Source organism: Marinobacter shunpengi (genome assembly GCF_045449695.1).
Classification (GTDB): domain Bacteria; phylum Pseudomonadota; class Gammaproteobacteria; order Pseudomonadales; family Oleiphilaceae; genus Marinobacter.
In genome coordinates this window covers 291,481-304,624 of record NZ_JBJJKZ010000005.1, presented here as the reverse complement: position 1 = coordinate 304,624, position 13,144 = coordinate 291,481, and the positions used below count along the sequence as shown (strand labels likewise).

The following is a 13,144-nucleotide window of genomic DNA, read 5'->3' as shown; positions in this document are numbered from 1 at the left end:
TCCGAACTTATCGCCGCAACAATCCCGGGAGCAATCCATGGCCTCAAACCGGCTAGATCTTAACCTTCTTCACGTGTTCGATACCATCTATCGGGAAGGCAGCCTGACCCGGGCCGCGCGGGCGCTCCACCTGACCCAGCCGGCGGTCAGTCATTCCCTGGCGCGCCTGCGGGAGCATTTCGGCGATCCTCTGTTTTCACGCCAGGGCAATCGGATGGTGCCAACCCCCCTGGCCCGCCGGTTCGTGGAATCCATGCGCCCCGGGCTTAACCAGATCCACAGCGCCGTCAACCAGTTCCACGCCTTCGACCCGGCCAGCCACCGCAAGACCTTCGCCCTGGCCCTGCGGGATGTGCTGGAGTCCACCTTCCTGCCACAACTGGTGCGCAAGCTGGACGACTACCCGGAGATCGAGATCAACAGCCAGCGCATCGCCCGGCGGGACATGGAAAGCCTGCTGGCCGCCGGCAAGGTGGATTTCGCGGTGGATGTGCTGCTACCGGTCAGTGACCAGACCGCCCATGAACGACTGCGCAAGGACCGCCTGGTGGTGCTGGTCAGGAAAGACCACCCCCTGGCCGCGGAACCACTGACCATGGAGAACTACCTCTCGGCCCGGCACATCCTGGTATCGTCCCGCAGCGAGGGGCCGGGTGTGGAGGACTTCGAGCTGTCACGGCTCGGCCTGCAACGACAGATCCGCCTGCGTTGTCAGCACTTCTATGCCGCCTGCCAGGTGGTGGAAACCTCCGACCTGCTGCTGACCATGCCGGAAGCCTACGCCCGGCAGATCGCCACCCGCTCGGATACCCGGATCCTCAACCCGCCGGAAGGACTACCGGACGTGGACGCGCACCTGTACTGGCACCGGGCCTACGAAAAGGAACCGGCGCTGATCTGGCTGCGGGAACAGTTCCACGCCGTGGTGGCTGAACAGCAAAAGCTGATCCGCTAACAGTCCTGGCTCAGAAGACCCCGACCAGCCACAGGAAACCGGCGAACCCGGCCGCCGTCAGGGCCATGGCCAGCGTCACCACGCCCAGCCCCCACCAGACAGCGGCGCCGTCCGATACCGCCACATCGTGGGCCCGCGCCGTGCGATAGAAAGCCCAGGGCCCGAGCACGAAGGCACCGAACACGGCGAAAACGATCCCCAGGCAAACCCCGGTGAAGGTCCAGGTCGCCAGTACAGTGGCACGGTCGTTGAGCTGGTCGGTCACCTGGTGACCACGCAGGAACCAGCGGCAGAACAGCCAGATCAGTCCATAGAGCACGCCGACAAACAGTACGCCGCCAGCCAGGGTCACCAGACGATAGAACAAGGGATTCTCTCCAGATTATCCGAGATCGGGAAAATGCGGCCTGGGCAACAATTCGAACCCGGGCCGGGCGAACAGGTAGCCCTGGAACAACCGGATACCACGGCCCCGCAACCAGGCATATTCCTCAACGGTTTCCACGCCTTCGGCCACGATACGGCCACCCAGTTCCGCCATCATGGTAATAATACCGTTGACCACCGCCTGCTTGTTTGGCTCGTGGTCGATATTGCGGATCAGGCCCATATCCAGTTTGAGCAGGTCCGGCGGGCTGGCCGTCATGATATTGTAACGGGAAAAACCCGCGCCGAAGTCGTCAATGGCTGTACTGAACCCCATGTCCTGATAGGCTTTTATAATCGAAACCAGATGATCAATTGAAGACAGATCCTCGCTCTCCGTCAGTTCAAAGATGATCCTGCGGGTATCGAAATTGTAGGTTTTCGCTGCCGCCAGTGTCGTGCGAATACAGTATTCCGCCTGGTAGACCGCATTGGGCATGAAGTTGATGCTGAGCATGGCCTCCATACCCAGCCGGGACGCCAGCTTGACGGCCTTGACCCGGCAGATCTGGTCAAACGCGTAGCGGTTCCGCTCGTTCACCTTCGACAGGACACTCCACGCGCTTTCGCCCTCCGGCCCCCGGACCAGGGCCTCGTAGGCAAACACACTGTTATCCGAAACATCGACAATCGGCTGGTAGGCGAACGAGAACTGGAAGTCCAGACCCTCACCACAGGCACACTGATCACAGTGGGACTCGTCAAACAGTACTTCGGGTCGTTCCACGCCTACTCCTCTGATCTGATGAACCAAGGTTTACCTCACTCACTATAGACAGCGTCCCGCCAGGGGTAAACGTCCTGAAATACTGACGAAAACCGCCCGGGTGTCTACACTGTCTATCAACCCGGACGCCCGGATTCTGTACCAAGAATACGCATTACTCGGGGGTCCTGTTGCAAAACTCTGTAAATTCCCTCTCAAGGAGCGGCCCCATGCCCCAGCCCCTGCGTATCGCTGTCATGCCCGGTGACGGGATTGGTCCGGAAGTGGTAACCGAGGCGGTTCATTGCCTGGAGACACTACGGGAAAAGCACCAGCTTCCCGTCGAGTGGACCCGCTTTCCCTGGCCTTCCCACGCCTGGCACGAGCAGTACGGTGAAGTCATGCCCGGGGACGCGCTGGAACAGCTCCGGGATTACCACGCCATCCTGCTGGGCGCCCTGGGAGATCCGGGCCCCATGGACGACCCGGACCGCTACCTGCTGCCGGACAGCGTGTCCCTGGCACCGCTGCTGGATATGCGCAAGGGCTTCGACCAGTGGGTCTGCGAACGGCCCGCCCGCCTGCTGCCCGGCGCCCGGCAGTACCTGGCGGACGACCGCGCCCGGGACATCGACATGCTGGTGATCCGGGAGAACAGCGAGGGCGAGTACGTGGGCCAGGGCGGTCGCCTGCGCCAGGGTACCGAGCATGAGGTGGCCACCCAGATGGAGGTGTTCACCCGCCGTGGCACCGAACGCATCATCCGCTACGGTTTCGAACAGGCCCGCCTGCGGGCCGATGCCCGTCGCCGGGATGGCCAGAAGCGGGAATTTCCCACCCGTTCCGGTCAACGGTGCGAGAGCCAGGTGTGCGTAGTGACCAAGCGCAATGCCCTGCGTTACTGGGGTGATATGTACACCGAGGTTTTTGAGGAAGTGGCCGCCGATTACCCGGATGTGGCCACTCACCACGAGCTGATCGACGCCGCCTGTATGAAATTCGTGCAGTCTCCCTGGGCGTTCGACGTGGTGGTGGCCAGCAACCTTCAGGGGGATATCCTGACCGACCTGGCCGCCGTGCTCTCCGGCGGTATGGGCGTGGCCCCGTCCTGCAACCTGAACCCGGACAACCCGGATCTGCCCTCCATGTTCGAACCCACCCACGGCAGCGCCCCGGACATCGCCGGCCAGGGCATTGCCGATCCCACCGCGATGTTGTTCACCACCGCCCGCATGCTGGAGTGGCTGGGCCGCCGGGAACCGCTGCTGGGCACCGCCGGGCTTGAGCTTTTTGATGCCGTTGCCGCCGACCTGGCGGAAAACGGCGGAACCCGTCGTGACACCCGAGAAATCGGCGATTCCGTGCGAGGGAGACTCTGAATAACGCCTTGGCCCGTTTGCGATAACGGAACAGGAAAGGTGCAAGTGGTACCGGGTCCATGGCAAAATCCGCCAGGATTCCACGGCGGCGCCTGTGCGGACAATCGATTCCGGCAGCGTCGTCAACCACAAGAAAAAGAGGTGTGAATGGGCAACCCTGCAGTAATCGGACTGACCGGTGGTATTGGTAGCGGGAAATCCACTGTGGCAACCATGTTTGGCGATCTGGGCGTACACTGGGTGGACGCGGACATCGTTGCCCGGGAAGTGGTCGAGCCCGGCACCCCCGCCCTGACAGAAATCGCCGCACACTTCGGGGATCAGATCCTGCAGGCGGACGGTACCCTCGACCGGGCCGCCCTGCGCACCATCGTCTTCCAGGATGCCAACGAGCGGGAATGGCTGGAGGGGCTGCTGCACCCCACCATCCGTGACGAACTGGCGCGACAGCTCCAGCCCACCGATTACGACCAGCCCTACGTTCTGCTGGTGTCACCACTGCTGCTGGAAACCGACCAGCACACGCTGGTCGACAAGGCCATTGTGGTGGATGTCCCCGAGGAAACCCAGATCGAACGGACCATGAGCCGCGACAGCAACGACCGGGACCAGGTGGAGCGAATTATCGCCGCCCAGATGCCCCGCCAGCACCGGCTCGGACGTGCCGACTATGTCATCCACAACGACCAGCCCCTGGAACAGGTCCGGTCGCAGGTGGCATCGCTGCATCAACAACTAACGGACATGACCCGGGGCTGAGCAACTAGTGGTACCTGATCTCACGACCGGCGTCCGGCCCTGGCCCGTACTTGGTGTGTTCCTGGCGGCAACCCTGGCCGCCGGCATCACCCGGGCGGAAATCCGCCCGTCCGATGAACTGTCACCGGACCGCCTGCCACCGGAGTTCTTCACCTTCACCCCGGACGAGTACTGGCTGGAGCCGGAGGATTCCTACTGGATACACTTCTCCAACTGGGTGATCCGCCAGGAACACACCCAGTCGCGGCGGGTGCAGGCACTGGGCGCCTGGGCGGACCGCACGCTGTCCGGTAACCCCCGCGCCGCGCCCAACAATGCCAGCTATCTCCGCCTTGGGCTGGCCACGGAATCACGCACCGGCGAACTCTTCGACTTTGACCCCGAGGCCCGCTTCAAGCTGGACCTGCCCACTGCGGAAGAAAAACTGCGGGTGGTGGTGGAGAGCGAGAGTGATGACCTGGTCCCCCTCGATGAACGTCGACGGAACCGGCAACTGACCTCCGATGAGCGCACCGACACCGACCCCACTGGCGCCCTGAGCTACCTGACCGACATTACCGACGCCATCAACCTGAGCAACGACGTGGGCGCGCGCCTGCGATTTCCCCCGGACGCCTTCTGGCGTGCCACCGCCCGTGGCCGCTGGGACCTGGCTGACTGGAAACTGTCCGCACGCCAGCGGGTGTACTATTTCCACCAGGATGGCTGGGGGGCTTCCACCTGGCTTGGTTTCGGCAAGGACATCGGCGACGGCTGGACCTTCCTGGCAAGCTCCGAAGCGGTTTGGCACCACGATAACCGCAATTTCGAGGTGGCGCAGATCTTCGATTTCCACAAGCACCTGAACAACCGCTCGGAACTGAACCCCCGTTTCGGGGTGCTGGGTGACAGCGAGCCCAACTGGCGGCATGAGAGCATCTTCGCCGATGTCACCTGGCGCTACCGCCTCTACCATGACTGGCTGTACGCTGAAGTCATACCGTCCATCGAGTTCGAACGGGAGAATGACTTCAAGGACGATACCTCGCTGCTGCTGCGTGTTGAGATGTTCTTCTCCGGCAACGTGCTACGCGATTAGGAGCCCTTGTGCCGCGCCACCCGTCCATACCCGCCGAAGACGCCCTGACACTGACCCCGGTGGCCTATACCCGTTCCTGCTTCCGGGACAAGTTCGCGGTACCCCGGCAACCTGGCCTGACCCGCCATGCCTGGGCCGAACTGGTTATCCAGCCCCCTTTCAACCGGGAGGATGCCTTCCGGGGCCTGGAGAGCTGCAGCCACCTGTGGCTGACCTTCCAGTTTCATGAAGCGGTCAGGGCCGACTGGCGCCCCGTGGTGCGCCCGCCACGGCTGGGGGGCAACCGCAAGGTGGGCGTGTTCGCCAGCCGCTCGCCCTTTCGTCCCAACAGCCTGGGGCTGTCGGTGGTACGCAACGAGGGCCTGGCCCGGCGGGAAGGTGACCTGATCCTTCGCATCCGCGACCATGACCTGATCGATGGCACCCCGATACTGGACATCAAGCCCTACCTGCCGTTCGCCGACTCGGTGCCCGATGCCCGGGTCGGCTGGGCTGGCGAGGAAGCGCCGGACCGCCTTCCCGTGCGCTTTTCGACAGAAGCACAAGCCCAGCTTGCCGCGCTTGGGGAGGAGCGCTACCCTGACCTGAAAGGATTAATTGAAGATGTCACCAGTTACGATCCCAGACCCTCGTTCCGGCGAGGCCGTCAGGACGAAGACCGTATCTACGGCGCGCATCTTTATGACCTGAATGTCCGTTTCAGGTTTGACATGGTCGGTGTTGTTATATTGACAGTCTGTTACACTGCCTGACGGAATTCTGTATCACAGGGAATCATGTGCCTTGTCTGCATCACGAGTGATTGCTGCCTTTACCCGCAACCTCAGCGTTCGACCGCTGGCCGCGCGCCTGCTGCTCTACGTGCTGCTTTTCAGCATGCTGGTAGCGGTAGTGGCCACCGGGCTGCAACTGGCCGGTGAGACCAACCGCCGGCTCGCCGAAATACGCAACCTGCAACAGAAAACCGCTGAAATCATCGAGGGCAATCTCAGCCAGCAACTCTGGCTGATGAACTTCCGTGAAGTGGAACACATGCTGGGCGACCTGCTGTCCTTCGAGGTTATCCAGCACGCCCGGATTGTCACCGCCGACGGCCGTGAATTCAGCATCGGCGACTACCCGGAAGGGGACGTGATCAGCCATCAACATCCGCTGAGGATGACCCGCTCGGAGCTGGTGAACAGCCCCAATGTCGGCCGGCTCATCCTGACCTCCTCGGCGGACCAGGTGCAGGCGGCGGTCAGGGAACGAGCCATTGTACTGCTGTTGTTCCAGTCGATTATCGTCATGCTGGGTACCCTGGGGCTGCTGCTGATTGTGCGTATCATGCTGTCCCGCCACCTGGAGGCCATGGCCAACTACACCACCCGCCTCAACCTCAACGCCCTGATCGAACCCCTGCGCCTGAACCGTACGCCACCGTCCCGGCCCGACGAACTGAGCGAGATGGAGCACGCCCTCAACCAGATGCGGGAACGTCTGCTGGAGGAAACCCGGGACCTGCGGCAGACCAGCCGCCAGTCCATGGACGAACGGGATGAAGCCATTCGCGCCAACCACGCCAAGAACCTGTTCCTGGCCAACCTGAGCCATGAACTGCGGATCCCGCTGCAATCCGTGCTGGGTTACGCCAGCCTGCTCCAGGACACCCGGCTGGACCAGGAACAGCAGGACTATGTGGACACCCTCATGCATGCGGCGGAAGGCCTGTCTGCCATCATTAACGACCTGTTGGACATCTCCAGCATTGAGGCGGGCAAGCTGGAGCTGGACGCCATCGAGTTCGATCTGCGGGAAACCCTCAACGATATGGTGAGCATGCTCGGCCCCCGGGCCAGGGACAAGGGCCTGGCCCTGGAGCTGCGGGTGGACGAGAACCTGCCCGAACACCTGGTGGGCGACCCGATCCGGGTCCGCCAGGTGTTGCTGAACCTCACCTCCAATGCCATCCGCTACACCGACTCCGGCCATGTCCTGGTCAGCGCCGAACTGCTTGGGCGTAAGGGTGGCAATGCCCAGCTCCGGCTGTCGGTGGAGGACACCGGTATCGGCATCGACGCCGATAACCTGCCGCTGATCTTCGAGCCCTATGTCCAGTTCAACGCCCGGTCCCGCCGGCAACTGCCGGGGGCCGGCCTGGGCCTGACCATCTGCCGGCAACTGGTACAGCTGATGGACGGCCACCTGGACGTGGAGAGCACCCCCGGCGAAGGCTCCACCTTCTGGCTGGAGATCAGCCTGCCGGAAGCCAGCAACCGGGCCCCGAAAACCCGGGCCAACCTTGGCAAGGTACGGGGTCGGCGCATCCTGGTGACCGACTCCTACGCTCTGTCCCGCAAGATTACCCTGGAGATGCTGTCGCGGCTGGAAGTGGACATCGAGGCTGTACGTTCCGGCGCCGAGACCCTCGCAGCCCTGGCCACCGCCGACGAAACCGGCACACCCTTTGATGCCGTGATCCTGGACGGGTTCGTGCCGGATATGGAGAGCGACCTGCTGTGCCGCAAGATCCGCGAAAACCCGGGGTGGCAGAGTACCCGCATCTTCGTGCTGTCCGCCAACCCGCAGCGGGGCGATGGCGAGCATTTCCGGGAATCCGGTGCCGATGCCTTTCTCAGCAAGGCTCTGCGCGAATCCCGCCTGGCGCCCATGCTGAACCAGCTGTTCGAGGATGCCGACCGGGGCGAACGCCGGTTCCTGACCCGCTTCTCTCTGCAGGCCCCGATGGCGCCGCTGCCGACACCGATGCCCCTGCCCTGCGGCCCCATGGACGTCCTGTTGGCCGAGGACAACCCGGTGAACCGGGCCCTGACCCAGCGCCTGCTGGAAAAGCTGGGCTGCCGGGTCAGCACCGCCGTCGATGGCCAACAGGCGCTTGAGCAGTGGCGCGCCGGGCACTTCGACCTGATCTTCATGGATTGCGTGATGCCGGAACTGGATGGCTACGAGGCCACCTGCCAGCTCCGCCAGGAAGAGCAGGAGCACAGCCTGCCGCACACCCCCGTGGTCGCCCTGACCGCCAGCGCCATGGAACAGGACGAGGAGCGCAGCCGCGAGGCGGGGATGGATGTGTTTGTGGCCAAGCCAGTCAATATCGACATGTTGCGGGCGGTTCTGGAACAATACTGTTCAGAGACCCAACCCGAGGCCGCAAGAGAATCCTGATGTTTGTAGATTGCCCGACCTGCAAGACCCCGGTGGAATGGACCGACAGCAACCCCCACCGCCCCTTCTGCTCCGACCGCTGCCGCCTGATCGACCTGGGCGCCTGGGCCAGCGAGGATTACCGCATTCCCTCCCAGGAGCCGGTGTCGGAGGATGACCTGATGGAGTCCCTGCAACAGCAGGACGCCGATCACTCCCACTGAAACCGACCATCAACCGCGTCCGTACCGTCGTTAACGGCGGCTGAACGGACTTTAAGTTGAGCGTGGTACGCCCCACCGGTAATATGCCACCACGTTCACAACAACATCTGATCGGAACGAATCAACCAACTCCAGAGGTACCCCACCATGCTGTTTAGGACTTCTGCCATTGCCCTGCCCGCTGCCCTGTCAATCGCGGCAGCACCGGCCCTGGCCGCCGACGCGGATTTCAGCCTGACCAACGAGTCCGTCAAGGGCCAGGTCAACTTCTTTGATGCCCGGTCCGACATCCAGGCCGGCGCCGGCTACACCTACCACGAAGGTAGCCGTCACCTGATCAATGGCGAGTTCCACGCCCAGGGCCAGACCGCCCTGGGCAACCTGCCGACCACTGCCGGCATCGGCTTCCGGGGCCTGCTGTGGGACGATGACGACCTGGATGGCGGCGGCGTTGGCATCGGCGGCTATGCCACGGTCAACATTCCCAACGTTCCGGGCCTGTCGGTCGGTGGCAGCGCCCACTACGCCCCCAGCATCCTGTCGTTCGGGGACTCCGACGCTGTCACCGACATCGAAGCCAGGGTCAGCTACCGGGTCATCCGCAATGCCGACGTGTACGCGGGCTACCGTTACGTGAACACCGATCTGGACGACAGCAGCGCCGACATCAATCTGGATGAAGGTGTCATGGCCGGCATGAAAATCTTCTTCTGATACAAACCTGAACAGACCTTTCCTCGTAGTGACTGTTACACTCCCGATGTCACAGTCACTGCGAGGATTCGAATGTCTGCCGGTTCAAGAAGTCTCCTTCTGATCATCCCGTTTACCCTGGCGGCGCTGTGGGGCGTCCTGCACACCCCACCTCCGCCGCCGGAACCCCGCACGGATGACGCGGAAGAGGACGTGGAACTGGCCACCCTGCCGGAACTACCCCGGTGGATCCTCGATCCCCTGCCTGATTTCCATCTCTATCAGGATGTGACGGAAAAGAAGGCCGCCTTCTTCTCCTACCTGTACAGCCGCACCCTGCTGGTGAACAGCCGGATACTGCTGCAACGCCAGCACCTGCTGGACCTGCAGGTAAAGGAAACCCTCAGCGAGAACGATATCGAGTGGCTGGCGAAGCAGGCCGAACGCCTGCGGGTGGATCAGGAGACCGGCAGCGATGAGATGTTCCGGCGGCTGCTGCGCCGTCTGGACACCATACCGCCCTCCCTGGTACTCGCCCAGGCCGCCAACGAGTCCGCCTGGGGTACCTCCCGGTTCGCTCGCCAGGGCAACAACCTGTTCGGCCAGTGGTGCTTCTCGCCGGGCTGCGGCCTGGTCCCCCTGAGCCGGCCCGAGGGCGCCAACTACGAAGTCGCCCGTTTCCGCTCCGCCTATCACTCGGTACGGGCCTACGTGCAGAACCTGAACCGGCATCCGGCCTACCATGAGCTTCGGGTACTGCGGGAAAAGGCTCATCAGAGCGGTGGCTACCCCACCGGCAGCGAACTGGCCGCCGGCCTGGGGGACTATTCGGAACGGGGTCACGAGTACATCCGGGAGTTGCGGAGCATGATCCGCTACAACAACCTGGTGTGGTATGACCAGCAATACCGGGACACCATTGTCAGCCGTGACAATATCGAAGGGCTCATGGACCTGGCCACGGCTCCGGAGGAGCGGTTGCAGCCGGGTTACGAGCCGGCCGAGGACACCAACACCGCTTCTGTCGACTAACCTGTTGAGTCACTGAGCGCCTTGAGAGCAAGGCGCGGTGGCGAAGGTTTGGCGAGTCCAAATCGAGCCGGCGCAACGCGGCTATCAAGGCTCTCAGGCCTTGTGGGGCGCGCCCAGGTAGTCCCGGGATTGCATCTCCAGTAACCGCGACTCGGTGCGCTCGAACTCGAAACCGAGCCGGCCACCGGCATACAGCTCGGTAATCGGGGCCTCCGCGGAAAGGATAACCTTGACGTTACGATCGTAGAATTCATCGATCATATTGATGAACCGGCGGGCCTGGTCATCCTTGTCGCCCCCCAGCACCGGTACGTTGGACACGATAATGGTCTGGAATTCCCGGGCCAGTTCGATGTAGTCATTCTGGCTGCGGGGGCCATCGCAAAGCTCTCGGAACTCGAACCACACCACATCGTCGGAATGGGCCCGGGCCTGCAGCTTGCGACCGTTGATTTCCAGGTTCAGGGAATGGCTGCCAGCTTCCACCGCCAGGCCATCGAAACTCTTCTGCAGGCTGATATCCGCCTGTTCGTCCAGGGGCGAATGATAGAGTTCGGCCTGTTCCAGAGTCCGCAGGCGATAGTCCACTCCCCCGTCCACATTCACCACATCCGTGTACTTCTTGACCAGGTCGATGGCAGGCAGGAACCGCGCCCGCTGCAGACCGTCCTTGTACAGCCCGTCCGGCTCGATATTGGACGTGCACACCAGCGACACGCCACGGCTGAACAGCCCGTCCATCAGTGTCGCCAGGATCATGGCATCGCCGATATCGGACACGAAGAACTCATCAAAGCAGATGACCCGGGCCTCCTCGGCAAAGTGGGCCGCGACCTTTTCCAGGGGATTCTTCTCGCCCTTCAGGGCCTTGAGTTCATTGTGCACCCGCTGCATGAATCGGTGGAAGTGCACCCGCATCTTGCGGTCGAAGGGCAGTGATTCATAGAAGGTGTCCATGAGATAGGTCTTGCCACGACCAACGCCACCCCAGAAGTAGAGCCCCTTGACCGGTTCCTCACGACCTTTCCGTACCTTCAGCGACAGCTTCTTCAGCGGCCGGTTGCGCTCGTTCTCCGCTTCAACCAGTTTCTCGTACAACGCATGCAGTCGGCGCACAGCGTCTTCCTGAGCCGCATCCGCCTTGAAATCAGGGCGTTCCAGGTCTTGCTGGTATCGTTCCCAGGGTGTCATTCAGAGCCTTCTCCTGTCGGGAGCAGTGGTAATCGAAAGGGTCGCTATTGTCGCTGATTTTCATAAAAATCGCCATCTTGCGGGCAACGCCGGTAAACACCCGACAGATCAAAGTTGCAATAAATCAACAAAACCTTCGTAGGGGTATGAGACCATGGGCAGGGCCCGCCCTAAACGGGTATACTGAAATCATAATGTTCCCGGCCGGGGCGGGCTGGAGGCATAGCGGGGTAACCGGTGGTGCGACCGACCCGCTCCTCCGGACAACACCGCCCTTGACGCTAAAAAGGACTTCCGACAGGACGATAACCCTATGACCAACCTGATTCTGGCAGCTGTTGCCGCATTAGCCGTAGGACTGATCATTGGCCTTCTGATTGGCCGCTCCAGCCAGGGCACGACCCTGCGACAGCGCCGTACCGAACAGCAGATGGAAGAACTGCGCAACGAGTACACCCGTTACCAGGCACAGGTAAACGAACACTTCATGGAATCGGCGCACCTGCTGCGGCGCTTCAACGATGCCTTCCGCGATGTCAATCACCACATGGCCCGCGGCGCCAACCGCCTGGCCAACGACGACGAGTGGCTGGACGAGCTTGAACAGGAGAAGCAGCGCGCCCGTCTGACCGGAGCCAAGAGCGGCGATGGCGACGTGGCGGAACCCCCCAGGGACTATGCGCCCAAGAAGGATCCCGACGAGAAAGGCACCCTGGACGAGGGTTACGGCCTGACCGACGAGGAAAAGGCCAAGGCCTGACTTGAGACCGCGTCTGCCAGGCCAACCGGCCTGGCGTCGCCGTTACACCGGGTTATCGCAGTCAATGAACTGGTGTGAGACCCCGAACGTCTCCGCCAGGGCCTTGCCCAGTGCCTGCACACCGTAGCGTTCGGTGGCATGGTGACCAGCCCCGAAGTAATGGATGCCGCATTCCCGGGCGGTATGGGTGGTGGGCTCCGACGCCTCACCACTGATGTAGGCATCCACGCCCGCCTCCACCGCCGAGGGCAGGAATCCCTGGGCGGCACCGGTACACCAGGCCACCCGCCGGATCTGCTCGGGCCCGGCGCCCACGTGCAGGGGCTGGCGGCTGAGCCGCTCCTGCAGGAAACCGGCAAAGGCCTCCGGGGTCATGGGCTCCGCCAGTTCCCCTTCCCACAGCAATCCACCCAGTGGTCGCGGGTTGCGGATATCCAGCGTCTCCGCCAGCTGGCGGTTGTTGCCGTACTCCGGATGATCATCCAGCGGCAGGTGGTAGGCCACCAGACTGATGTCATGGGTCAGCAGGGTCTTGATGCGGGCTTTCTTCATGCCGGTGACCGGCTGGGGCTCGCCCTTCCAGAAATAGCCGTGGTGCACCAGGATCATATCGGCGCCGGCTTCTACCGCCGCATCAATAAAGGCCTGGGAGGCGGTCACGCCGCTGACGATCTTCGAGACCTCGTCGCGACCTTCCACCTGCAGGCCGTTAGGGCAGTAGTCCTGGAAGTTTTCGGGGGTCAGCCACTGGTTAAGGGTCTGGAGGATGTCGTTGCGTGTTGCCATGAGTGACTCCT

Annotated in this window: 14 protein-coding genes; 10 read left to right on the top strand and 4 right to left on the bottom strand. The window is 62.6% G+C overall.

Going from position 1 to position 13,144, the window contains the following annotated elements; translation table 11 throughout:
• Positions 1-37: 37 nt before the first annotated feature.
• On the top strand, positions 38-955 hold the full coding sequence (locus ACJO2E_RS03295) for a LysR family transcriptional regulator (protein ID WP_406961803.1): 918 nt from the start codon (positions 38-40) through the stop codon (positions 953-955).
• A gap of 10 nt (positions 956-965) precedes the next feature.
• On the opposite strand, the gene ACJO2E_RS03290 is transcribed toward ACJO2E_RS03295, so the two are convergent.
• Together ACJO2E_RS03290 and ACJO2E_RS03285 are read right to left on the bottom strand one after the other, a co-directional pair.
• A complete protein-coding gene (locus ACJO2E_RS03290) occupies positions 966-1,322 on the bottom strand; it encodes a hypothetical protein (RefSeq protein ID WP_406961801.1) in 357 nt (118 codons plus the stop codon).
• A 15-nt stretch (positions 1,323-1,337) separates the two neighbouring features.
• On the bottom strand, positions 1,338-2,108 hold the full coding sequence (locus ACJO2E_RS03285) for an EAL domain-containing protein (protein WP_406961799.1): 771 nt from the start codon (positions 2,106-2,108) through the stop codon (positions 1,338-1,340).
• A gap of 209 nt (positions 2,109-2,317) precedes the next feature.
• Between ACJO2E_RS03285 and ACJO2E_RS03280 the strand changes: the two genes are divergently transcribed.
• From ACJO2E_RS03280 to ACJO2E_RS03245, 8 genes are all read left to right on the top strand, one after another.
• Complete coding sequence (locus tag ACJO2E_RS03280; protein WP_406961797.1) at positions 2,318-3,466, top strand: isocitrate/isopropylmalate dehydrogenase family protein; 1,149 nt, start codon at positions 2,318-2,320, stop codon at positions 3,464-3,466.
• Positions 3,467-3,613: 147 nt separating this feature from the next.
• Positions 3,614-4,225 carry a dephospho-CoA kinase gene (coaE, locus tag ACJO2E_RS03275; RefSeq protein WP_406961795.1) on the top strand — a complete coding sequence of 204 codons (612 nt, stop codon included), beginning with the start codon at positions 3,614-3,616 and terminating at the stop codon, positions 4,223-4,225.
• A 7-nt stretch (positions 4,226-4,232) separates the two neighbouring features.
• The gene (locus tag ACJO2E_RS03270) at positions 4,233-5,303 is read left to right on the top strand and encodes a hypothetical protein (RefSeq protein ID WP_406961793.1); all 1,071 of its coding nucleotides are present in this window, start codon (positions 4,233-4,235) and stop codon (positions 5,301-5,303) included.
• Positions 5,304-5,311: 8 nt separating this feature from the next.
• Positions 5,312-6,055, top strand: a complete 744-nt coding sequence (gene tsaA, locus ACJO2E_RS03265) for a tRNA (N6-threonylcarbamoyladenosine(37)-N6)-methyltransferase TrmO (protein WP_406961791.1) — start codon at positions 5,312-5,314, stop codon at positions 6,053-6,055.
• A gap of 31 nt (positions 6,056-6,086) precedes the next feature.
• Positions 6,087-8,468 carry a response regulator gene (locus ACJO2E_RS03260; RefSeq protein WP_406961789.1) on the top strand — a complete coding sequence of 794 codons (2,382 nt, stop codon included), beginning with the start codon at positions 6,087-6,089 and terminating at the stop codon, positions 8,466-8,468.
• On the top strand, positions 8,468-8,671 hold the full coding sequence (gene yacG / locus ACJO2E_RS03255; RefSeq protein WP_406961787.1) for a DNA gyrase inhibitor YacG: 204 nt from the start codon (positions 8,468-8,470) through the stop codon (positions 8,669-8,671). Before ACJO2E_RS03260 ends, yacG begins: the two co-directional genes overlap by 1 nt.
• Positions 8,672-8,818: 147 nt before the next feature.
• Positions 8,819-9,385 (top strand): YfaZ family outer membrane protein, encoded by a 567-nt coding sequence (locus ACJO2E_RS03250; protein WP_406961785.1) that lies wholly within the window; start codon positions 8,819-8,821, stop codon positions 9,383-9,385.
• Between the two features lie 72 nt (positions 9,386-9,457).
• Positions 9,458-10,396 (top strand): glucosaminidase domain-containing protein, encoded by a 939-nt coding sequence (locus ACJO2E_RS03245; protein WP_406961783.1) that lies wholly within the window; start codon positions 9,458-9,460, stop codon positions 10,394-10,396.
• Positions 10,397-10,489: 93 nt separating this feature from the next.
• Here the strand turns inward: ACJO2E_RS03245 and zapE are convergent, their stop codons facing one another.
• Complete coding sequence (gene zapE, locus ACJO2E_RS03240) at positions 10,490-11,587, bottom strand: cell division protein ZapE (RefSeq protein ID WP_406961781.1); 1,098 nt, start codon at positions 11,585-11,587, stop codon at positions 10,490-10,492.
• Between the two features lie 313 nt (positions 11,588-11,900).
• On the opposite strand from zapE, the gene ACJO2E_RS03235 reads away from it, so the two are divergent.
• Positions 11,901-12,347 carry a Z-ring associated ZapG family protein gene (locus ACJO2E_RS03235; RefSeq protein ID WP_406961779.1) on the top strand — a complete coding sequence of 149 codons (447 nt, stop codon included), beginning with the start codon at positions 11,901-11,903 and terminating at the stop codon, positions 12,345-12,347.
• Positions 12,348-12,389: 42 nt separating this feature from the next.
• On the opposite strand, the gene ACJO2E_RS03230 is transcribed toward ACJO2E_RS03235, so the two are convergent.
• Positions 12,390-13,133: a Nif3-like dinuclear metal center hexameric protein gene (locus ACJO2E_RS03230; protein ID WP_406961777.1), complete on the bottom strand. Its 744-nt coding sequence runs from the start codon at positions 13,131-13,133 to the stop codon at positions 12,390-12,392.
• Positions 13,134-13,144 lie beyond the last annotated feature (11 nt).

Excerpts from the sequence above, each read along its gene's own strand:
- ACJO2E_RS03295 (WP_406961803.1), top strand. The coding sequence starts at position 38 with ATGGCCTCAAACCGGCTAGATCTTAACCTTCTTCACGTGTTCGATACC.
- ACJO2E_RS03280 (WP_406961797.1), top strand. The coding sequence starts at position 2,318 with ATGCCCCAGCCCCTGCGTATCGCTGTCATGCCCGGTGACGGGATTGGT.
- coaE (WP_406961795.1), top strand. The coding sequence starts at position 3,614 with ATGGGCAACCCTGCAGTAATCGGACTGACCGGTGGTATTGGTAGCGGG.
- yacG (WP_406961787.1), top strand. The coding sequence starts at position 8,468 with ATGTTTGTAGATTGCCCGACCTGCAAGACCCCGGTGGAATGGACCGAC.
- ACJO2E_RS03250 (WP_406961785.1), top strand. The coding sequence starts at position 8,819 with ATGCTGTTTAGGACTTCTGCCATTGCCCTGCCCGCTGCCCTGTCAATC.
- ACJO2E_RS03245 (WP_406961783.1), top strand. The coding sequence starts at position 9,458 with ATGTCTGCCGGTTCAAGAAGTCTCCTTCTGATCATCCCGTTTACCCTG.
- zapE (WP_406961781.1), bottom strand. The coding sequence starts at position 11,587 with ATGACACCCTGGGAACGATACCAGCAAGACCTGGAACGCCCTGATTTC.
- ACJO2E_RS03235 (WP_406961779.1), top strand. The coding sequence starts at position 11,901 with ATGACCAACCTGATTCTGGCAGCTGTTGCCGCATTAGCCGTAGGACTG.
- ACJO2E_RS03230 (WP_406961777.1), bottom strand. The coding sequence starts at position 13,133 with ATGGCAACACGCAACGACATCCTCCAGACCCTTAACCAGTGGCTGACC.